The 21,357-nt window shown below is 45.6% G+C and carries 17 protein-coding genes; 8 read left to right on the forward strand and 9 right to left on the reverse strand.

Features of this window, described 5'->3' with window-relative positions:
* Positions 1 to 123: 123 nt before the first annotated feature.
* Both ON006_RS11860 and ON006_RS11865 read right to left on the reverse strand, forming a co-directional pair.
* Positions 124 to 411 carry a hypothetical protein gene (locus tag ON006_RS11860; protein WP_244820001.1) on the reverse strand — a complete coding sequence of 96 codons (288 nt, stop codon included), beginning with the start codon at positions 409 to 411 and terminating at the stop codon, positions 124 to 126.
* 264 nt (positions 412 to 675) lie between these two features.
* Complete coding sequence (locus ON006_RS11865; protein WP_267609979.1) at positions 676 to 2,082, reverse strand: mandelate racemase/muconate lactonizing enzyme family protein; 1,407 nt, start codon at positions 2,080 to 2,082, stop codon at positions 676 to 678.
* A 212-nt stretch (positions 2,083 to 2,294) separates the two neighbouring features.
* Here ON006_RS11865 and ON006_RS11870 point away from each other — a divergent pair, with 212 nt between their 5' ends.
* The 6 genes from ON006_RS11870 to ON006_RS11895 all read left to right on the forward strand — a co-directional run bounded on the left by ON006_RS11870 (position 2,295) and on the right by ON006_RS11895 (position 10,518).
* Positions 2,295 to 2,885: an RNA polymerase sigma factor gene (locus ON006_RS11870; protein ID WP_244820002.1), complete on the forward strand. Its 591-nt coding sequence runs from the start codon at positions 2,295 to 2,297 to the stop codon at positions 2,883 to 2,885.
* A gap of 138 nt (positions 2,886 to 3,023) precedes the next feature.
* Entirely contained in the window at positions 3,024 to 4,088 is a 1,065-nt protein-coding gene (locus ON006_RS11875) for a FecR family protein (protein WP_244820003.1), read from the forward strand.
* Positions 4,089 to 4,307: 219 nt separating this feature from the next.
* A complete protein-coding gene (locus ON006_RS11880) occupies positions 4,308 to 7,826 on the forward strand; it encodes a SusC/RagA family TonB-linked outer membrane protein (RefSeq protein WP_244820004.1) in 3,519 nt (1,172 codons plus the stop codon).
* Positions 7,827 to 7,839: 13 nt separating this feature from the next.
* Positions 7,840 to 9,300 carry a RagB/SusD family nutrient uptake outer membrane protein gene (locus ON006_RS11885; protein WP_244820005.1) on the forward strand — a complete coding sequence of 487 codons (1,461 nt, stop codon included), beginning with the start codon at positions 7,840 to 7,842 and terminating at the stop codon, positions 9,298 to 9,300.
* 22 nt (positions 9,301 to 9,322) lie between these two features.
* Positions 9,323 to 9,838, forward strand: coding sequence for a hypothetical protein (locus ON006_RS11890; RefSeq protein ID WP_267609980.1), 516 nt, complete (start codon positions 9,323 to 9,325; stop codon positions 9,836 to 9,838).
* A 176-nt stretch (positions 9,839 to 10,014) separates the two neighbouring features.
* Positions 10,015 to 10,518, forward strand: a complete 504-nt coding sequence (locus ON006_RS11895; RefSeq protein ID WP_244820007.1) for a DUF7678 domain-containing protein — start codon at positions 10,015 to 10,017, stop codon at positions 10,516 to 10,518.
* 13 nt (positions 10,519 to 10,531) lie between these two features.
* Here ON006_RS11895 and ON006_RS11900 read toward each other — a convergent pair whose 3' ends face one another.
* From ON006_RS11900 to ON006_RS11915, 4 genes are all read right to left on the reverse strand, one after another.
* Positions 10,532 to 11,257, reverse strand: coding sequence for a 3-keto-disaccharide hydrolase (locus ON006_RS11900; RefSeq protein ID WP_244820008.1), 726 nt, complete (start codon positions 11,255 to 11,257; stop codon positions 10,532 to 10,534).
* Positions 11,258 to 11,366: 109 nt separating this feature from the next.
* On the reverse strand, positions 11,367 to 11,966 hold the full coding sequence (locus ON006_RS11905) for an OmpH/Skp family outer membrane protein (protein WP_244820009.1): 600 nt from the start codon (positions 11,964 to 11,966) through the stop codon (positions 11,367 to 11,369).
* Positions 11,963 to 13,297: a M56 family metallopeptidase gene (locus tag ON006_RS11910; RefSeq protein ID WP_244820010.1), complete on the reverse strand. Its 1,335-nt coding sequence runs from the start codon at positions 13,295 to 13,297 to the stop codon at positions 11,963 to 11,965. The genes ON006_RS11905 and ON006_RS11910 overlap by 4 nt, the downstream gene beginning before the upstream one ends.
* Before the next feature lie 14 nt (positions 13,298 to 13,311).
* A complete protein-coding gene (locus ON006_RS11915) occupies positions 13,312 to 13,683 on the reverse strand; it encodes a BlaI/MecI/CopY family transcriptional regulator (RefSeq protein WP_244820011.1) in 372 nt (123 codons plus the stop codon).
* A 290-nt stretch (positions 13,684 to 13,973) separates the two neighbouring features.
* Here ON006_RS11915 and ON006_RS11920 point away from each other — a divergent pair, with 290 nt between their 5' ends.
* Together ON006_RS11920 and ON006_RS11925 are read left to right on the forward strand one after the other, a co-directional pair.
* Complete coding sequence (locus ON006_RS11920; protein WP_244820012.1) at positions 13,974 to 15,713, forward strand: FAD/NAD(P)-binding protein; 1,740 nt, start codon at positions 13,974 to 13,976, stop codon at positions 15,711 to 15,713.
* A 183-nt stretch (positions 15,714 to 15,896) separates the two neighbouring features.
* Positions 15,897 to 16,568: a T9SS type A sorting domain-containing protein gene (locus ON006_RS11925; protein WP_244820013.1), complete on the forward strand. Its 672-nt coding sequence runs from the start codon at positions 15,897 to 15,899 to the stop codon at positions 16,566 to 16,568.
* Between the two features lie 209 nt (positions 16,569 to 16,777).
* Here ON006_RS11925 and ON006_RS11930 read toward each other — a convergent pair whose 3' ends face one another.
* The 3 genes from ON006_RS11930 to ON006_RS11940 all read right to left on the reverse strand — a co-directional run bounded on the left by ON006_RS11930 (position 16,778) and on the right by ON006_RS11940 (position 21,062).
* Positions 16,778 to 16,987 (reverse strand): hypothetical protein, encoded by a 210-nt coding sequence (locus tag ON006_RS11930; RefSeq protein ID WP_244820014.1) that lies wholly within the window; start codon positions 16,985 to 16,987, stop codon positions 16,778 to 16,780.
* A gap of 49 nt (positions 16,988 to 17,036) precedes the next feature.
* A complete protein-coding gene (locus tag ON006_RS11935) occupies positions 17,037 to 17,381 on the reverse strand; it encodes a Dabb family protein (protein WP_310590190.1) in 345 nt (114 codons plus the stop codon).
* A 606-nt stretch (positions 17,382 to 17,987) separates the two neighbouring features.
* Entirely contained in the window at positions 17,988 to 21,062 is a 3,075-nt protein-coding gene (locus ON006_RS11940) for a carboxypeptidase-like regulatory domain-containing protein (protein ID WP_244820015.1), read from the reverse strand.
* Positions 21,063 to 21,357: the final 295 nt, after the last annotated feature.

Below are 21,357 nucleotides of genomic sequence, written 5' to 3' on the forward strand. Positions count from 1 at the left end.
GCTGAAGCCTTAGGTTGCTATGATTTTGGTATGCTCGTCCTGGGTAAGGTTTTTTCTTCACTGAGCTACGTTACTTGACAGTGACAAAAAAGAAGACTGCCGAACGACAGTCCTCCATAAATTCTAAGCATTTTCCTCCATTCGTTCAAAACCCTCCCAAAGCAATTTCAAATCAAAAAGAGCAGATTTCTCGACTCCATTAAAGGAAATGTCCAAGTGGTACAAAGCAAGATCGTGTATCATTTTAAGTGATCTGGACAGTTCCAGATAGCCCTGACCCTGGACAAGATTCAGGAAGTCGGATTGGGATTGGGTTAATGATACATTGATGTTCGATACGTGAAGTGTATTAATCGTTTTGTTGACTGAATCTGCATTCGAGTCAACATTCGGACCATTTGGTGTTCGCATTTTAAATGGATTGAAGTGTAGAAAAATGGAGAGGTCACTGCGAACTTCATCACGATGTTATCATGATCCGGCCCCGGAACTTTCACCCGTATGCCTCTCCAAGACCATTTTTGGCCGGTTTTGTGGTAATATGTTAACATCGTATTAATATTGAAATTCGCGTGGCAAATATAGGGGATTATTATTCGTGTTCATTCGTGCATTCGTGGCGGATATTTTTTGTTGCCACGAATGCACGAATAAGGCACTAATGGTATAATACCCCTACCCATTAAACATATCCATATAATGCTGCGAAGGTGCCAGTATCCCGCCGCTCTCCGCATAAAACGATGCATCAGTAGGGTAAACGCCTTTTTGCGTCCGAATCCAGGTACCCGAAGCTTTGGGATGGTAGCTCATCAGCCGTTCCCAGTTTTTGTAGTATTGATGTCCATTGGTCTCCTGCAACCCCACGCTCATGCCTGGAAAAGGCTGCAAACGCGCGGCGACATTCTTGTTCCAATCCACCAATATCGGGTTTACCGTCAGGTCGGCGCAAAAGCATGGTATCTTCTTTTCATAAGCCATTTGGGTTATTTTCATGGTCATACTCATGGTTTTGGCAATCGCTTTGACGACAATTGCCGAGTAACCAAGCTCAATGCGGTGCGCTGCATCTTCGACCGTATGCGCACTTTCGTCGGCGGCGATGCATACTCCCAAATCGCCCACAAAAGTTTCATTGCTTTCTGCAAATGGTTCTTCTATCACAGCGATCTGGTCCAATGCGCCTATCTTTTTGGCGTGGTCTATAAACCGCAGCAATGTTTCCTTTTTCTCATAACGGCCATTCGGATCAAAGTAGTAAGGTATCTTGCCGTTTTTGGTATAAGGTGTTTCATAATGTCCGACCGCCTTGTGCACGGCTGTCAGAAATGCAATGTCCTTTTCGATCATTTCCTGCTGCGTACCAGCCGACCCGGTCTTCAATTTCATGATAAAATACCCTTCATCGGCTGCCTGCTTGATCCGGTCGGGGGCCGTGCCTACGGCGAACGAAGGAATGCTTGCCACTTTTTCGTGCCGATAGGATAAGCCGGGGCGGTATGCTTCCGGGATCAGATCGTCGAACTTTGTAATGTTATTTTCCTGGGCAAAGAGCAGCCAGGCTGCATTATCGACGGATACCAATGCATTCAATGCAAAGGTTTTCCTCAGGTCGGGATTGGATGTAATTTTCTTGCCATAAGCCAGTACCTCAGGCAGCAGGTCGTCCAATAGCTGCACCGGACTTGTAAACGAAGTCCCTTTGATCATTTGCAGCGCCCGCTCGCTCATCGCGTACATCAGAGCATTGCCCGCGCTTTCCGAATGTGCCGCAAATACCGTTGAATCAGACCAGAGCACACCCTGTGTCGCAAGCCCTACCTTACGTATCCCCGACTCCGATTCCAGCATTGAAACCGCCTGCCAGCTGTCGGTAATGGCGCTTCCTTTGAACCGGTATGGGTTTAGCGGCTCCCTTTCGAAGTTGGAGCTCACCTGGCTGATCTTGATCTTTTTCATCGCTTTTTTGGTAGGGATAATGTCTCCGGCTACATCCGGCCAATTCATTGCCAACACGGCTCCTGCGCCCGTACGGCCAATAAAATCTCTTCGTGATATCTCTTCGTTTTTCGCTTCTGGCATGGCTGATTGATTGATCATTGAGTAAAAGCCGACCTTGTCATTTCCCTACTTTGATTGTTTTACAGATCTGGATTGACAGGAAATCGCACAAAAAATAACTTTAATAGTAATGACGAATAAAGTGGATCGTACTCGTATTCCAATCTTTAAATTATTACATTTATTGTTTGAAGGATTTATCAATTCCCGCAAAATAACAGGTCGGACAGGTAATGAGGTTAGAAGAACAGGAACATTGGAATGAAATGTGCAAAGGCAATGCTCACGCTTTCGAAAAGCTGTACAGCTACTTTGCCCGTGATTTGTTCAGATATGGCTACCGGATCTCGACCGATCATGAACTCGTTCAGGACAGTGTTCAGGACCTTTTTCTGCATCTTTGGAACAAACGCCACGATCTGGAACAGGTAACCTCTCCCCGCTTCTATCTTTACCGGTCGCTGCGAAACAAGCTGATCCGCTCTTCGGAAACGAACCGGTTTGTGTTCAGTGACGACGGCGATCTTTCGGATCAATGGTTTCCGAGTGAGAAAGACATTGAAACCAGCTGGATCTCCGATGAAAGCAACCGCATTCAGCTTTCGATGTTACACGAGGCACTTCAAAAATTGCCTGTACGCCAGCAGGAGGCCATTCAATTACGTTATTACCATGATTTTTCAGCCGAAGAAATTGGCCGGATCATGAATATTAATCAGCAGTCTGTGCGAAACCTGCAAAACAGGGCTATGCAGCAATTACGCTCTGAACTTCCGTTCTTCCCTGTTTCATTACTCACATTGGTATTTTGCTTTTCGGCCTAACTTTCCCTGTGATTATCAAAAAATCCATTTAAAATCATATCAAAAAATCACTGATCGAATTATTTTAATATTTTTTGTGATTTTACTGAGTACGTTTTTTAAGACTTCGTATCTGTCAATATATAGTCTTATCAAACAATGGATCAATACGCTAATTATACCCTTCGCGATTTTATACAGGACGAGCATTTCATCCATTGGGTAAAATATCCCGACGCTGAAAGTAACGGATTTTGGGAGTCCGTCAGAACCGCATACCCCGATCAGTCTCCTCTTATGGACCAGGCAGTTCACCTTGTGAATGCTTTTTCTACATTCTATCCCGAGGTTCCTGACTCTGAAATTGAAAAAGGACGGCAGGCTATTTTGGACCAATACCCGCGTCGCAGAACGCTACCGATCGGCAGGCAACGTATGTATTTATCCGTGGCCGCCTCAGTCATTTTGTTGCTCGGATTCGCGTTATGGTTCAGATCCGACGTCATTTCCATTCCATTTGCACAAAAACCATTGACCGGCAGCAAAACGGAAATTCATACTGAAAATGAAGGTGTGACGAGTAAGGTAATTACCCTTCCCGACAGCAGCACGATCACATTGTCGCCAAAAAGCAGTGTCACTTATGAAATGAATGGCAGCGACCGTCGGGTAGTGCATTTGCAGGGAGAAGCGTTTTTCAGCGTGACCAAGAATGCCCAAAAACCATTTTTTGTCTTTGCCAATGGCCTGATCACCAAGGTACTGGGCACGCGATTCAAAGTATCCGCCTATCCCAATGGCGAAGAGGTAAAAGTAGAGGTCACCTCCGGGCGGGTGCGCGTGTACAGCACTGAGACCGGAAAAGACGACCCCGAATCAGGTGGCTTGACATTAACCCCCAACCAGCAGGCTGTGTACCGAAAAAAGGACTTGCAGCTGACCCGCATGGTCGTGGAGAAGCCGAAAGTGCTGGTTACCGTTGAACAACTCAAAACGTATACCTACACCGACACCCCGATTTCAAAGATTTTTGAGGGGTTGGAAGATATCTATGGCATTAAGGTGGTGTACGACCAGGAAAAGTTTAAAAACTGCCGCTTGAATATGTCACTTTCCGACGAATCGCTTTTTGAAAAGCTTGAATTGATCGGTAAAGTCGTCGAGGCAAGGTATAATATGATAGACGGCCAGGTGATATTTATCGGAGACGGATGCAGCGAATAATGACTACTCAAACCTAAACCCTTAACCATATATGACAAAACACGAACCTTAAACTTCACATTTTCAAAGAATTGAACCGGTAATGCAGCAACACTACCGGTCCGGATTTTCGAGGTAACTGGCAGCAACCAGCGACCATTGTTTTGCATTTCCCAATCACAAAACCTGTTTAAATTAATGAACAAAAAATTACTAAATCAAGCCTTTCTGTACCAGCTTATGAAAAGGTCATTATTACAGCTAACCATAGCAGTGATATGTACGGGAATTTCGCTCGCGCATACGATGAAGGCGCAAAACGTGCTCACCCGGCCAATCAAGATCCACGTCAGGAACCAGTCATTCGACAAAACCCTGCTAGCGATTGAAAAAAAAGCCAATGTAAAATTTGCATACCGCTCTACCCTGACCAAACCTGATAACAATTTCACCCTGGAATCGTCAGGAGAACAGCTCTCAGATCTGTTGGACCGGTTTCTCAGTCCATTGAAAATCAGGTACGAAGTTTCAGGAGAACACATCGTCCTGCGTAAAACCAATCAGCAGGGTGAAATCATCGAAGCAAGTCAGGTGGAGGCTGAAAGGACCTTAACCGGAACAGTCACCGACGATAAGGCTGAGCCACTTCCGGGTGTCAGCATTATTGTTAAAGGAAGCCAGAGAGGTACGATCACGGACACGGAAGGAAAATACTCCATTTCGCTGCCAGATGAGAATGTATCACTGGTGTATTCATTTGTCGGCTACCTCAACCAGGAAATCGCGATATCGAACCAGACGGTGCTGGACGTTGCATTGAAAGTGGATACCAAAGCGCTGGAAGAAGTGGTCGTGGTAGGTTACGGAACGCAGAAAAAGCGTGATGTTTCGACGGCTATCTCGTCGGTTTCCAGCCGGGATTTGAAAGACAAACCGATGTCCAACTTTGCCGCGGCGATGGCTGGCAAGATGGCGGGCGTGAAAATTGCAAATTCAAACACAGCTCCGGGCGGCGGAACGAGCATCCGTATACGTGGCGTGAGCTCTATCAACGCAAGTAACAATCCACTAATTGTAATCGATGGTTTTCCGTTGAAAGACGGTTTTAGCAAGGACGAAAACCCATTGAATGGTATCAACGTCGCCGACATTGAATCGATAGAGGTGCTGAAAGACGCTTCTTCGAGTGCGATCTACGGAACCCAGGCTGCCAATGGTGTTATTCTGATCACCACTAAAAAAGGAAAGAAAGGAAAACCGACATTGAGCATCAATGCGAGCCGGGGTTTTGACCGGATGATCAATAAAATAGACGTCCTGCATGGCGACGACTTCCTGAAATACCTGGACGATGCACGCGCCAATGCCTACATCGTGGAAGACCCCAATTTTGGCACCAATAACCTGGATGCGCCGCAATGGCAGTGGACGGATTCTCCTGAAAAACGCATTGAAAACTGGAAAAAATATTCCAGCAATGCAGCAGGGATGGCCGCTCCCGGCAACCTTTTCCACCGCTGGATCACGGTTACGGACACCATTTACAAAATGCCTTATGATACCGACTGGCAGGACCTGATCACCCGTACGGGTAGCGTCACGGACGTACAGCTTTCGGCATCAGGTGGTACTGATAATGTTAGTTATATGATCTCGGGTGGCTATTTTGGTCAAAAAGGGATTGTACTGAATTCGGATTACAACCGTATTTCGTTCCGTGCCAATATCGACCTGAAACTGACCAACCGCATTCGCGCCGGCTTGTTACTGGCCCCTACCCTGGAAAATTCAAATGTGCTTCCCAATATTGAGGGCGGCAGCAATAATAACCCATTTTACAACGCGGTAGCCATGCCTCCGATCTGGAATCCGACAACGGCTGACGGCGAACCTGTATTTTATGGAAATACATTACTGGACCCGTGGGATTGGAACTTTGCATTTTACGTGAACCCGCTGCATTTGTTCCGCAAACAGGATGCTAGACGTAATTTCAAGAATCTCTCGACACTTTACACGGAGATCGACATTATTAAAGGATTGAAATTCAGATCAGAATTCCACACTGAATACCGCTATCGCGAACGGGATTATTTCAATCCAAGCTCGGTACCGACGGCTTCTGCCACTTTTTCAAGATCGCAGGGTATTAATGAGACCACCAACAGGCTGTACTGGAACTCTCAGAATTTCCTGACTTTCCAGCGTGAATTTGGGAAACATTCGGTGAGCGCGGTTGCGGGTTATTCTATCGAAGAATCGAAATACCGGGATGCCTATATGATGAAATACGATTACCCAACTGATCTTATCCCGACATTAAATCAGGCGATCACGGTTCAGAATGCACAAACCGACGCGAGGACAAACCGGTACAGTGAGGCAATGATCGGAAGTTTTGGAAGGGTGATGTACAATTTTGCCGGAAAGTATTACCTGACAGGAAGTATCCGTCGCGACGGCTCCTCAAAATTTGGAGCTGACAAGAAATGGGGTGTATTTCCCTCCGTGTCCACGGCCTGGCGTATTTCGGATGAGCCATTCTTCAAGCCATTTCAACGCTTCATCAACGACCTGAAAATCCGTGGAGGCTGGGGTATTATTGGAAACGCCGGAATCAGTAACTATCTGGCTTTGAGCACACTGAATTCATCTTCTTATGTACTCGGCAGTGGTTCAACGGTATCACCTTCCTATACCGAAGGCAAAATCGCGAATTCAAACCTCGGCTGGGAAGAAACGACTGACTGGGGCGCAGGAGTTGATGCTGAATTACTGAACAGCCGCATCTCCCTCAGTGTCGATTATTTTTACCGTCATACCCAAAACATGCTTTTCAGAATGCCGCTTCCGGTGATCACCGGCTTCGGTGACTACATGGCAAATATTGGTGCAATGCGTAACCGTGGTTTTGAGTATTCCATCACCACACGCAATCTGGTAGGCGCGCTAAAATGGACGACGAACGCAAACTTGTCATATTATCGCAACCGCGTACTGGACATTGGAGCCGACAAACGCCCGTTGCTGAATAATGACGGCTATACCACGGAAGGAAGGCCCATTGCTGGAATTTACGGGGCCAGTTACCTGGGGCCATACCGTGACTGGGAAGATGTAAAAAACTCCCCGATCGTGAATGCTAATAATCCTAGCTGGCGGTTCAGATCCAGTCCTGGAACTCCCAAGCTGGCCGACGTGAACGGCGACGGGATCATCGATGCGAGCGACAACACGATCATTGGTTCGGCAATCCCTGATTTTGTTTGGGGTTTGACCAACTCGTTCGAATATAAAGGCATAGACCTCACTGTTCAGGTTAACGGTACGCAAGGCGGAGATATTTCGATGCGTCAGATGGAAGGCATTTATGGAAGAGGTACCGGCCAAAACAACACGACGGTTGACTACTATCAGAACTATTGGACACCCACCAATCCGGATGCCAAGTACACCGCGCCAAGCCGCAAATCGTATGACGGTACCAACCTCAGCGGATCGCTTTTGTACAAAGGAACTTTCGTAAACTTCCAGAACATTGCTCTGGGATATACGCTGCCCCAGGAATTGGTTGCCAAGTTAAACCTGGCTAGGGTAAGGCTATATGCGACGGCGATCAATGCGTTTTACTTCACCAAGTTCCCGGGATACAACCCTGAGGCTAATGCGCAAGGCGACAATTCACTCTCGCAGGGAATCAACCGGGATTCCTACCCCATGTCCAGGTCGATCTCGTTCGGTGTGAACTTAACTTTCTAACTCAGACATCAAAATGAAGCATATATTTTTAGTTTTTATAGCCGCGATTTTATTCGTTTCCTGCTCGGAAGATTTTCTCGACAGGCAGCCTGAGGACACACTTTCGCCAGGAGCATTTTACCGTAACCCGGCCGAGATGAAAACCGGGCTTGTAGGAATTTACAAAGTCCTGCAAAGCATTTACAATCAAAATGACCTTCCACTCATTCCCGAACTGATGTCGGATGATGGAAAAGACCGCTTCCGCACGGACGTTTGGCAGACCTTCAAGAAGACCAACGGAAACTCGCAGGCAGGCATATGGAATAACAATTTCAAGATGATTGCCAATGCCAACACACTCATTGCGATCATGGCGGCTTATGTGCCCAAAAATGCAGATGAAGAGAAGACGATCAATGCTTACAAAGCAGAAGCGTCATTCCTGCGTGCATTGGGCTATTTCAATCTGGTGCGAATCTACGGTGCAGTTCCGCTGGTTTCGGAACCGTTCACCGATCTTTCCAAAGCATTTGGCATCGGAAGAACGCCGGTAGCCGATGTTTACAGCAAACTGATCGTTCCAGACCTGGAATTCGCGGCGGCCAACTGTTTAAAAAAATCAGAGTTGAAAGGCGAGGAAGCCCGGGCTTCGAAAGGTGCTGCATTGACGATGCTGGGAAAGGTATATCTGACTTTGAACAACCATGCGAAAGCCGCGGAAGCGCTGAAAAAGCTGATTGTGGATAATGAGGCAGGTTCATACTCACTTTTACCCAATTACAGCGATGTGTTTTTGGCAACAAACAAATTTCACAATGAATCCATTTTCGAGGTGAACTTCAACATTGCTGCTGGCCAGCCCAGCTACTTTTTCAGGTGGGTCAATAATGATGTGGGGCTGATCTGGGGAGTTGCCGGTGCATCCAACCTTTTGATCGAGCATAATCTGATGCGGGAGTTTGTAAATACCGGAGAAACAGTTCGCTACAAAACCACTATCGACTCCGGCTACATTGCCTCCAGTACGATCCCGATCCAGGCATGGGTGATCAAACACTCCCCCGCCCCGGCACAGCTGAAACCTTACAATAATACTGGTACCGACAACAATTATGTCATAACCCGCTACGCAGACGCACTTTTAATGTATGCCGAAGCATTGATGGTTTTGGGTAAAAAGGACGAAGCCGTTACCTACGTGAACATGGTCCGCGCACGGGCAAAAGTTCCCGCCATTACAGCCGCCAAACTCGACATTGACGCAATCCTGCATGAAAGAAGAATGGAGCTGGCATTTGAAGGACACCGGTACTTTGACCTGGTACGAACTGGAAAGGCCGTGGAAGTACTCACCAAAGCCATCATGACACCTATTGACTATGATACAAATATCGCCATATCAGGACCGATCCCGGAAGAGCAGCTGCTACTGCCCATTCCTGTAGGTGAAATTGAGAAAGACCAGACATTACCTCAGAATCCAGGTTATTAATATGTTAATTGAAATGACGAAAATGAAAAATATATTCTCCAAAATTACCATTGGGATGTTCGCGGGAATGCTGTTCACATCCTGTCTTAAAGAAGACATTGTGGCGACCCCATCGCTGAACGGCGTCAAATTCTACATTACTACCGCCGAAGGAAAAGACTCGCTGGTACCTCAGCCGGTGAAAGGGAAATCGGTGAAGATCGTGGTGGATACCGATGCCGATATGTGTTCGGTGTGGCCGGGCGGAACCCGGGAGATCATGAAGAAAAAGATCAGTACCGACGGCGGCGCGACCTTCGCCGACTCCGTTGACATGTTCAACCACCCGGTGCTGGTCAAAAGCGATCTCTATTCCGATTATGGTTTGGTAGGTGCCAAAGGCCTTAAAACCACCCTGTCGAGCGAAGGCTGGTACTGTACTTACACCTATCCCAAAGCCGGGGAATTCAATCTGGTAGTGGTAGTGACCAATCACGGCTATAACACAAACGACTTCAAGCTGGCGGTCGTCGAGGTAGGAAAACTGCAGGTGAAATAAATAAAGGTTACCATTTAGGTTAGAAGCCCTTTGCAGATTGCGAAGGGCTTTCTTTTATTTCCTATCTATATTAGGAACAATTCTAAATTTTATCCTAGATTCTAAAAATTTAGTTTTATCCATCGAATACGTTTTCAGGCTTTGTAATTTTGAGTTAAGCACAAAATTACAAAGCCATGACACCGCCGAAAAGGTACCGAAAACACGTTGCCTTGACCGATTTACAAAGCAGGCGATTAACTGAATTGAGCGAGTTTGATGGGACAGACCCCATGGAGCACGCCAAAAGAGCCATTGACGAATATCTTCAAAAGCAAAAGCTGGACTTCACGCCTCCTAAGGAAAATGATATCCGGGCTGAGTTCAGGGACCATTCCGGCGACGCCAATGTGCAGGGGGCTTTCTGGGTTTCGGGCACTGTCGACAAATATGAATTTTCAGCGCTGATCCTGAAATTGCCTTCCAAATTAGGCCTCGACAGGGGAAAAATATCCAAAGTTGCTATCTGGGATCCCGAGGTGCTGAAGAATACCGGCAACTTCATCGGCTCCTGCATTGTCAACTACGACCGGGGCTGGGACATTAAACCAAGCAAAATCGCCGAGCCCTACTTCAACAAAGTAAAAGCCCTGCTGGTACAATCAGCAGAGCAATTTATTAAGAACAGATTTTTGAGGTAGATAGGGGCTGATCTTACAATTTCCTGAGCTTAATGTTGCGGTACCACACAGTGCTGCCCCAGTCCTGCAGGCCGATCCTTCCTGAGTAAGAACCTTTGCCGATAGGAGCCGCTTTCAATCCGCTGTTGGCGATTTTTTGTTTCCAGTCCGTGCCAGCCAGGTCGTGTTCCTGTACCATAAATTCGTTTTGGTACACGGTCAGCTTGTTCTTTTTGATGATAAAATGGATCTTGTTCCATTCACCTTCGGGGTTACCCTCCCGCAGACGCGCATTGGCAACGCCGAAAAAATCGCTCGCGCGGTGCGTGTTTTCCTTGGCGCCTTCGTAGATCTTGTCGTCGATTACCTGCAATTCCAGGCCAGTGTCGTGCATATTTTTGTACTTAGGCGCTTCATTCACGAAGAAAAAGATACCACTGTTCGCATACTTGCTCACTTTCCATTCCGCCTTAAATTCAAAATCGCCATTGATCACATCATCGATCACAATGTCGCCGCCATTCTTTGCCTTGTTGCCCGCTCTTTCCGGAACATTTAATTTGATAGCGCCCTGTTCGATAATCCAGGCCGATCCAACACCCGTGCCTCCATAAGCGTGCCAGCCTTTAAAATCCTTTCCATCGAACAAAAGCTTCCAGCCATCCTTCTTTTCAGCGGCGGAAAGTGTATTGAGACTCTGTGAATTGGATTTTACAACAACGAGGGTCAAAAGCAGGACAAAAAAGGAAAATCTTATCATGTGATGCGGTGAGGTTATATTTCAAACTATCACAAGCATTCGCGAGTCAAAAAATACTGTTGAATCTTGAAAAAGTATCAGCTGTCCCGATCTGATGCCTCGGGGTCTCTTACTTTCTAACCTTCACTTGCATACCAACCGGGCGATTGGGTTTCCCTGTCGGGGCCGCTACCCCCAACTTCGACAGGATCACGTCGCTCACATCACCACTTTGGTCATGCGCATAAAGTAGGAATGGCCGCGATTCACCGCCAGCCTCATCCTCATGCAGCCTGACTATGCAGGTAAAACTCTGTTCCTTCGCGTGGTTCTCGATCACCTGTCTGACGCGTTGCTGGATCGGCCCGAATTTCTTCGAATACTGCGTCTTTACATCGTTTTCCGCATTCGCCTGAAATTCCTGGATCGACCTTTGGAGGTTTTCCAGCTCGGTGGCCTTGTCTTTCTGAATGGGTTCGGATACGCCATCTTTCACCGCTTTCTGATAGCTTTCGAGTTTCTGCTGATAGCTCGTCATTTTCTCATTCAGCAGGTTCTGGTATTGCAGGGAAGTCGCTTCGATTTCTTTCATAAAAGCCTTGTAGGCAGGCAGGTTATCATAAACATAACCAATGTCTACATAGCCAATTTTGATATTCTGGCCATAGCTTTCTGAGGTTGACAGCGTTTGAAGCAGCAACAGGGTAATCAAAAACAAACAGTACTTCATAATTCGATTCTTTTAAACTTCATATCAACAGCACGTAAAACAGCGGGACGGGTAATAAATCCGGCTCTGTGAAACTTCATTTTCGGCGGTTCAATGACGGTCAGTTTGGGCGCTAGAAAATCCAAATAGTTGGACACAGCGTAGTTCATTGCATAATTCTGAAATGTCTTACTTTCGCCAGTTTTCTCGAATATATCAGGCGGTGCGAGAGCGTTCTTCCAGTTACTGAATTGCAGGAATTCCTCTTTATCAGCAGATTTCGAATTTTCTGTTACCGGTTTAGCTTCTTCGTTTCCGGCAACTGCCTTCAAAGCAACACGCTTGCTTGCGCTCTTTCCCGAAGCCTTTGCCTTTTTGCCCCGAACGGTAACTTCCTTCGCAGTATACTCCTTAGCAACAATTATTTTCCCTTTTTTCCCGGCAGCCTTCTGAGCCGTTGCTACTGTGGCGGTTGGCTTTTTTTCGTGCTCAATGCGCTGCTTGCGTGCCGCCGTGATCATGACCAAAACAGTCACAAATGGGATCAGGAGCAGGTATTTGCCCCGGAGCCAGCGGGAAGTACGGCCTTTGTAGATCATTTTGATACGGTCTTTCAGCAGTGAGGAATTGTAAAACTGATTGGAGATAGATCTGATGGCCGCATTCCTTGCATACAGTACCAAAAAAGTGGCGTAGCTGTCCCGGTTAGCAGCCTGTTCATCAGCCAGATACTCGTGAATTTCCCGGAGCGCAAGCTTGTACATCCACAGTACAGGATTAAACCAGAAGACTATTTTTAGTATTTCAATCAAAACAATGTCAACGCTGTGCCACTGCCTGATATGTACTTCTTCATGTTCAAGAATGGTTTGGAAATGATTCTCATAATCATTGCGGCTCACGATCAGGTAGGAAAAGAATGAAAATGAACCTGTCGCAACACCCGGGCCATCAGGTAACAGAACGAGGGTAAATTGCTCCAAATCAATGCATTCACTTTTGCTGATCAGTTGTTTGAGTTTATACAATCCTTCCAGAAATTTAAATGACATTAGCAAAACACCCGCCAGATAGATCAGCGGAATGGCGTTTATCCAGCCGGATTCCGGCTCCATTATTTCAGGACTAATGGTCATTTCAGGATTGGAGACTCTCTCCGTCACAACTACCGGCAGCACTTTCACCGGTTCTGAAAATTCAATGGACGGCAATATCATGGCCAGGCAGAGCGTAGCGACCAGATAAACCCGGTTCCATCGGAAAAAAGTATGCTTCCTGAAAAGCAGCCAGTAACAAGCGTAAAACAGGAACCAGTACAGGTTCACTTTGACCCAGTAGGGAAGTTGTTCCATAAAATCCAATCGTTTTATTTGCCCTTATTAGTGGTAATAAATGCCATCAACTCGTCCAAATCCTTGTCTTTCAGATAATTATCCTTCACAAAAAAGGAAACCAGGTTACCTACCGAATTGTCAAAGTAATTTTCCATTAGCTGCTGCACCTCGTGCCTTCTGTACTCCTCCTCACTGATCAGCGGGTAATATTCATGCGTATTCCCGTAGGTATTATGCGCGACAATTTCCTTTTTTTCCAATATCCTGATGAATGTAGAAACCGTAGTATAAGCTGGCTTCGGCTCCGACATGCGGATCAGTATATCCTTAATAAAAGCCTTTTCCAGCTGCCACAGAATCCTCATAATCTCAGCCTCGGCACGGGTAAGCGAACGGATCTCCATAAACGTAATAGTGAGACTGGTAAATAGCAACCCCTTGAAACAAAGATACTACTAACTAATTAGTTTGCAAACTAATTAGTTAGTAGTATCAGCTTTTTTGGTAAAAAAATACAAGACTAGCACCATATCAGCAATTTTCACGCTATGTTTTGATCACAAATGATACCCACAAAAACGTTGGATTGAAGAAATACACGTTTTCTGCACTGGTACTGTCGCTGCATTTCCGGACAAATACGGATATGTAGCGGCGCGATTTTTGTAATGGTGATAAAAAGTGCTGTCAGACTATGACCTCCAAAAAAGAAAAAAGAAAAATTGCCTTGCTAGGTGGCGGACCAGCCGCATTGTTTGTCTATAAACGATTGGTTGAATCGGATACCGATTTTGAAATTGACATTTTCGAGAGAAAAACGAAATTGGGCGCCGGTATGCCGTACAGCGAAGAAGGGGCCTGCATTGAACACATTACCAATGTTTCGGACAATGAAATACCTGAGATTGTTAATTCCATTGAGGATTGGATCGAAACAGTGCCGCAAACAACGCTTAGTAAGTTTCAGATCGATCGTGAAGCTTTTAACCAATACCACGTGCTGCCACGGCTTTTGTTTGGTCAATATCTGACGGCACAGTTTAAGCTTTTGCAGGAACAGGCCGAAAGGTCCGGTATAGTCACCAGGGTTCACCCCGGAAGCAATGTAACAGATATCATCGACTGGCCGGAATTAGGTACGGTTCAGGTCGAAGTGGAGGGACAGGGATTCAAAGACTTTGACTCAGTCATTATATGTACCGGTCACAACTGGCCTTTGGAGCACGAAGGAGAAACCCCTGGCTACTACGACTCTCCCTACCCGCCAGCAAAGCTTCAAAAAACATTCAATCACACGATCGCGATGAAAGGCTCGTCGCTCACCGCGATCGACGCGATACGTACTTTGGCAAGAAATAATGGCTCTTTTCAAAAGAATGAAGAAGGAAAACTGATCTTTATACCGTCGAAAGAAAGTCCAAAATTCAAGATCGTCATGCATTCGAGGAACGGATTGCTACCAGCGATCCGTTTCCACCTCGACGAACCGCAACTTTCAGGCGACTCGCTGCTGACCGAAGAAGAGATCGCGAAAAACAGAGAAGAAAATAACGGCTTTCTTTCTCTTGACTATGTTTTTGAAAAGAACTTTAAAGAAGGTTTCCGCAAAAAAGATCCGAAATTTCACAAAAAGATCAGCAACATGAAGATCGAACGCTTCGTGGAGCTGGTGATGGATATGCGGGAAGGAAAAGAGCCATTTCAGCTTTTCAGGGAAGAATATGCGGAAGCGGAAAAATCGATCGAGGAGCGGAAATCTATTTATTGGAAAGAAATGCTCGCTGAACTGAGCTTTACGATGAACTACCCCGCCAAATATCTGTCAGCGGAAGATATGCTCAGGTTGAAAGAGGTACTTATGCCGCTCATATCGGTCGTGATCGCATTCGTTCCGCAAAGTCCCTGTGAAGAATTATTCGCATTGAATGACGCCGGCAGGCTCGACATTGTCCCCGTCGGGCCCGACAGCACGGTGGTACCGAAGAAAGAAGGCGGCATTGTTTACAAATACACCGACGAGCAAGGCAAAGCGCATGCGATCAATTACAAAACTTACATTAACTGCGTCGGACAGCCTCATTTGTCTTACGAAGACCTACCGTTCAAAAGTCTGATCGTCAAGAAGACGGTAAGCCAGGCGGTCATTCGGTTCAAGGATAATGAGGCTGGCGCAAAGGAATTGAAGGAAGGAAATGATCTGGTTGTATGTAATTCAAATGGGGATTACTTTTTAAAAGTATCCGGCATCACGATCAATGACGATTTCCAGGTTGTCAATGAATACGGTCTTGAAAATGAACGCATTTACATCATGGCAGTCCCGTACATTGGCGGCTATAATCCCGATTATTCCGGCCTGGATTTCTGCAAGGAGGCATCTGGCTGCATTGTCGAGAAACTTCAAAAGACGCATTTGAAACAATCCGATCATTAATCCGGGATTTCTTTTGCAGGATCTAAAAAAGAATTGTGGTTTCCTGCAACGTTCATAACGCATTCTTCTTCTTTGAGTTACTTATGGCCATCGAGTTTTTGACTGAATGTAAACGGAGAAAAGAACACTTTCCGCAGGCATTTCTTTGCATTTGTCTTTACAAATCTCAAACCCCTTACAGCCATGAAAAAAGTCCATTTAATCATCGTTCAAATGCTCGTGCTGACGCTCCTGCCGGGTATTTCAATCCACCTCTTCGCCCAATCGTATTATTCACCACAGAAATCCGAAAGTGGATACTGGCAGGTGCACACGGATTACAAGACCCAAAACACGATGGTCCGTTTTTTTGACGCCGACCATCAGCCGATGTATCAGGAAACGATGTCGCGAAAATACATTAAGCTCAGCAAAAAGAATGTGCGAAAGTTCGACGAACTACTCAGTAAACTGATGAGCAAAAACATGCTAAAATCCGATGTAAAGGCATATGACATCATTGCCGACAGCAGAATAGGATTTCACGAGACATATAAATCAGAACCGGTTGAGTTCGAAACCGTCGCTTCGGACCCGAAAGTCGCGGCTCATAATGTATATGTAACCAGGCAAGGCAGGGTAAAAGTGATCCTGAAAAACCCGCTGGAAGAGTTTTACCAGGTCACTATCCTCGATAACGAACTACATACTATTTATACCGAACAGATCAATGCATCGTCCTATGGTCGCTGGTTCGATGTATCACAATTGATGGAAGGAACTTACAGTATACATGTCTACAACGCCCGCAAAAAGCTGAATTACAAGCTCACAATCGACGAGTACCTGGGTTATAAACTGGAAGATCTGGATTGATTGTTAAGGTCATTTGCCACAGTTGGGCGTAGTGTCCCACTACGTCCGAGCGATAGCCGGTCTCCTGACCGGCACCAGCGCAACTTTATTTGCCATTGGTAAATTGATTGAACTGAACCCGGAGATTTAAGTTTCGCGACTCTGCTCCGGGTTTTTCTTTTCAAGAATTTGTCTATTTTCCGACAAAAAACAGACAAATAAAAAGCCGTTTAAGGCTCATAAACGATAGAAGTTTGAATTTTGAAATGTCCAAACTCTACTAGGATCTCTCTCATACGCTTTTCTGAAATCCCCTGATTATATGTGTAATCCTTCCAGGCTCTTACTGCTTTTCCCTTTTTTAACTCGGGACTAAGTAATGGGTAAAGATTTTTTATCCACCAGTCAAAAGCCTCGGGAATAGTATCAAAGGATTTCATATTTCAAATATATTTACTTGTCGGATATTAGACAAATTTTGATTCATTTTTATTTTAGTTGCCACAACTTCACTTTTAAAACTTCATAATCTATTTCCAGAAAATCCCCGACATCGTTGAGCCAGAAGTTTTGAATAAACGCCTGGTGTTCAACATGGTCCGAATAACTATCATATTTTCCCTGATCCTCGAATTCCATGGACAAGCCATATTCGAATGGATTTTTGGGGCTGGTTTGTTTCAGACATTGAAAATTCAGGACGCCGGGTATATGGGCGAGATTCCTGGCCACCTCCCAAAACCTGGTCTGTTCCGGTGAGTTTTCGGGAAGTTTGAGTTTTGTAAACCCCGGCGAGGCTATCCAGCAAGTTCCAGTCCTTTTTCTCGGGCTCACAGTTCAGAAATTCAACACCGGTTTGTTTTGCAAAGTCAAAATACGCCAGCCATTCTTTCAGATTTTTACCATTGCCAGCATATAACGACTTCATTTGAAGCCCTTTCGTGCTCAACATGGTCTTCATCTTAGCAATCTCTTCATTCGACAGTGCTGGAATGGAATGGCCGCCAAAATCATCACCCAGCTTATGAAAGAAAAAGCCTTCCACGTATTTGGCACCGGCACTATCCGCCCTTTTCAGCGACTCGGCGAAGGAGAAATGATTAAATGAGTACAGTGCCACACCAGTTTTCCATTTCAGCGGTTTGGCTGAACCGTGCTCTGTGAAACTATAAAGTACACCTGTGACCGAGACAAGCGCGGCGATCAAGCAAACAGCGATGATCCTTTTATTCATGATGCTCCTATAAAAATGCGTTTAAGAGTTAAAGCAGCTCAATGTACAAAACGCAACTCTTATTTGCATCAGCTTTTCGCTTTCAATCTGCAGAGTGATGGCGGGTGTGATCATCAGCGTACAGCATCAATATTTTTTTTGGACTGGTTCCGTAACCAGCAGAGCGAGGGAATGGAACTCTTTCTGAAATGAATGCCACCCAATCGTTATTCGCAAATTTGGTCACCGACAAATAACCGTAGCTGCTCAGGTTGATAAGGATTCGAGCTTGTCCAGAAATTAATAAACGTAACCTTGGCATTGGGCATATATTTTCCTGGCCCACACACCGGAAATGCTGAAAAGTCGCCCGGCGTGTTAAATTGCAAAACGACATTTGCCGATTTGGATGCGTGACAAGTCCGGCACGAAGGCCCGACCACGCGGGAATAGAAAAATGCATTATTAATGCCATTGGTAGCCCCGGGGAGCCAGTTCACAGCGGTACTGTTGTCAGCGAAATTCCCCGCCAATGTGCCGGTGCTGCTATACGCCGCATTCAGAAAATCCTTAATAGCCTGTGTCGAGTTGGCATCATAAACCCGCTGATTTAGCTTTCTTAGCTCCGTCTCCTGCGAAGGGCGGTCATGGGCTGCCGAATACTCGAATGACTGCGCATCGAATGCCAGAAACGCGGGTGAATGTGTGGGATTAAGCTTATAGTAGTCTTGCAAACTGGTCACAGCCAAGTAGTCAATCTCCCGACCGCCGTGGCAAACAATACATAAGCCCGGTACAAATCTCTCGCCACCTCCGTCCAAGTCTACATGCGTGTTGAGCGTCTCCGCGGGACCTGTGAACAAGTAGAACTTGATAATTCCACGGACGCCGGTGTTCGCATTGATATCATATTCCATGGCAACTGTCGCATTGGGCACAATCGAACGTGTCCCGAAAACATCGTCCTCCGCCTGCACAGCATTGGCATAATTGGACACATAGTAGGCAATGTGACCACCAGAACCTTTTTGATGCATAGCCCGGTGAAATCCTAAATCGCCCGCATTGAAATAAGAAGCGTGTGCGTCATCACCAGCCCCGAAATTGTTCCTCGCTTTCCATTGGGCGAATGTCTCTCCTTCACTCAATTCAAATACACCGTCGGCGTCGGTATCCTTAATGGCGCCAGTGGACCTGTAATAAGCTATGGCCTGCGCCTCGGTAAGCGTTTCAACCATACTCAGAAAAGGTGCAGATGTCACGTCCGCAAGAGGCGGATCTTTTTTATAGAAATCATTGGTACAAACAGTTCCGGGATCGGCCGGATCAATAGCCGAGGCAGCACCTGAGGATACAGAGGAAGTAAGTAATGTACGGGCCGCCACAATGTCCGCACCTCTTTTCACTTCAATCGAAATGTTGGTGTTCAGCGGAAGTCGGGCTATGATCAATGTCGGGTCCGCCGCACTGATGGTTGCATGCTTGATTTTCGGCGCACCGGCTGTCGGGATCGTAATGGTTACGTCACAATCTCCACCCGGAAAAATCGGGTTGTTCAGATTGTCTTGCAGATAAATGCAAGTTCCTCCGGTAATGGCGACATCCGTATTGATCGACGAAAACTTGTTGGTAGTGCCTACGTATTTGTCACCGCTTTTATTGACCGTCGTAATCTTCTCCCAGATCCCACTCTTCTCGTTATAGTCCCAAAGCCCGATATTGGCCGGAGCAGCACTTTGAATATCTGATGAAATAGGCACATTAATGTCCGCAAGGGCGGTTGGGCTGATGTTGTACCTTTTTGTGGGGTTTGCCTTATCTCGTATTTGTACGTCAATGGCCCCGAAACTCACCAATGTTTTGTCCGATCCATTTTCCACAGCCGCATAATCTCCCGGCATTAATCCCTGCGAATTGTACAGGTCAATGGTACGAAGCTGAACATTCACTGCTGATAATACCTTATTGCCGTTGCTGTCTGTAATACTCCCGGCAGGTATTTTGATGGTCGCCGCTGGTCGGGAGCGTCGTTTTTGTTCTTTGTCAAAAGTGACAAATCTGGTGAATTTGTCTTCTTCCTCCGTCAAAACAATGTCATTTCCCGGATCAAATTCCTTCACCGTGGCGCTAACCAATTTATATGTTTGTTCAAAAGCCTCTTTTTGGAAAATCGTCGAACTGAGCATGAATCCCGGTTTCTCGACATTGAGCACATAGCGGTTGTTTTCCGCCTCATCGACCCGCACACTGAAATGCCCTTTGCTGTCAGTTGCCGCCACCTGTTGCCCATTAATCGTGATCACAGCACCGGGGATCTTCCCGCTCCCGTCGATGTTGAGCGCCACACCCGAAAATGCGACTTTTCCGTCGTTGTCATCAATTGAATAAGAGGTAAATGCGGCCCCTCCAAAATCATCGAGTACTAGTAATGTCAGCAGGTTTTTTGCTTTCACGGCCGTTAATTGCCATGTCGCCTCAGCATTATTTGAAAACGTTGAGCCCGGATAATCTCCGCCGGGAAGCCACATATAGGTAAGGGTTTGCCCTTCCTTGTCCAATGTATTTGCTACAACTTTCAGTTTGGTCGAAGGCAAAGTGCGCAGCACTGCCTTACCACTCTCATTGAATGCTACAATGTATTTAATAGCAGGTTTTGTATTTTTAAAAACCAAGTCATACACCTGACCATTAGCCTGTACCGTCTGATTGACCACTGCCCGCTGGCAAGTAGCCGTAATGGAAAACCTTGCCTTTGGTGGTACTCCTGTTAAAATAAATTCTCCGGAAGTATTACACCTTACTGCACTTTTTATTTTATCAAGATCAACAAAAACGGTTGTAAAAAAACTAATCCCAAATACTTCATTTTTAAAAATAGCAGGAAAACCATCAGCTAATTTTACGGTACCGAAAATGTAATTATTCTCACGAAAACTAATTCTCAATTGTCCCGGATGATTGGTCGCTTTTTCAACAGTTGTTTTATAACTCTGATTGATAAATCCTTGTTTAGAAAGATTAATCGTGTAATCACCAGGTTGAAGATCTTTCGTGCGGTAACCACCATCCAATTCCGTAGTGTCAATTGCAACTGTACTACCGGAAGTATTTTTAATAGTGACAATTACATCCGGTAAGAATACTTTTTTAACAGATTGGTCTTTTATTCTAACTTCCGTAAAGACATATCCTGTTATAAGTCCTGCTATCGGGCCGTTCGGCGTTGGCTTAAAACACGACTCCAATTGCAGCAAGGCAATAATGCCCATAGAAATTAACGCAAAAGCATAAATCTTTTTCATGGTAATAAAAGGTTAATTATCGATACGGAATAGAAATTGGACTGCGTACTAACTACAAAATGGAAATCTTGTATTGGTCAATAAAAATGAGAAGTAGTGGCGATGACTTGCAGGAGCAATAAAATATTGAGTAAATGTAGCTTGCTACCAACATTAAATCACAGAGTAGTTATACTGAAATGAGTAAGTATAACTACTTGATTTATTGGCAGATAGTTGTTGTACAAAAAGTAAGTATGCGGATATTTATTCCGTGAAATTTATTAATATGATTTGTTCATATTAATAAATAGAT

The sequence above is a fragment of the Dyadobacter pollutisoli genome, from assembly GCF_026625565.1.
Taxonomy (GTDB): Bacteria; Bacteroidota; Bacteroidia; order Cytophagales; family Spirosomataceae; genus Dyadobacter; species Dyadobacter pollutisoli.

Coding starts and splice junctions, on each gene's coding strand:
- ON006_RS11875 (WP_244820003.1), top strand. CDS start 3,024: ATGGATCAATACGCTAATTATACCCTTCGCGATTTTATACAGGACGAG.
- ON006_RS11925 (WP_244820013.1), top strand. CDS start 15,897: ATGAAAAAAGTCCATTTAATCATCGTTCAAATGCTCGTGCTGACGCTC.
- ON006_RS11865 (WP_267609979.1), bottom strand. CDS start 2,082: ATGCCAGAAGCGAAAAACGAAGAGATATCACGAAGAGATTTTATTGGC.
- ON006_RS11895 (WP_244820007.1), top strand. CDS start 10,015: ATGACACCGCCGAAAAGGTACCGAAAACACGTTGCCTTGACCGATTTA.
- ON006_RS11880 (WP_244820004.1), top strand. CDS start 4,308: ATGAAAAGGTCATTATTACAGCTAACCATAGCAGTGATATGTACGGGA.
- ON006_RS11890 (WP_267609980.1), top strand. CDS start 9,323: ATGAAAAATATATTCTCCAAAATTACCATTGGGATGTTCGCGGGAATG.
- ON006_RS11905 (WP_244820009.1), bottom strand. CDS start 11,966: ATGAAGTACTGTTTGTTTTTGATTACCCTGTTGCTGCTTCAAACGCTG.
- ON006_RS11860 (WP_244820001.1), bottom strand. CDS start 411: ATGCGAACACCAAATGGTCCGAATGTTGACTCGAATGCAGATTCAGTC.
- ON006_RS11920 (WP_244820012.1), top strand. CDS start 13,974: ATGACCTCCAAAAAAGAAAAAAGAAAAATTGCCTTGCTAGGTGGCGGA.
- ON006_RS11900 (WP_244820008.1), bottom strand. CDS start 11,257: ATGATAAGATTTTCCTTTTTTGTCCTGCTTTTGACCCTCGTTGTTGTA.
- ON006_RS11930 (WP_244820014.1), bottom strand. CDS start 16,987: ATGAAATCCTTTGATACTATTCCCGAGGCTTTTGACTGGTGGATAAAA.
- ON006_RS11915 (WP_244820011.1), bottom strand. CDS start 13,683: ATGGAGATCCGTTCGCTTACCCGTGCCGAGGCTGAGATTATGAGGATT.
- ON006_RS11940 (WP_244820015.1), bottom strand. CDS start 21,062: ATGAAAAAGATTTATGCTTTTGCGTTAATTTCTATGGGCATTATTGCC.
- ON006_RS11885 (WP_244820005.1), top strand. CDS start 7,840: ATGAAGCATATATTTTTAGTTTTTATAGCCGCGATTTTATTCGTTTCC.
- ON006_RS11870 (WP_244820002.1), top strand. CDS start 2,295: ATGAGGTTAGAAGAACAGGAACATTGGAATGAAATGTGCAAAGGCAAT.
- ON006_RS11910 (WP_244820010.1), bottom strand. CDS start 13,297: ATGGAACAACTTCCCTACTGGGTCAAAGTGAACCTGTACTGGTTCCTG.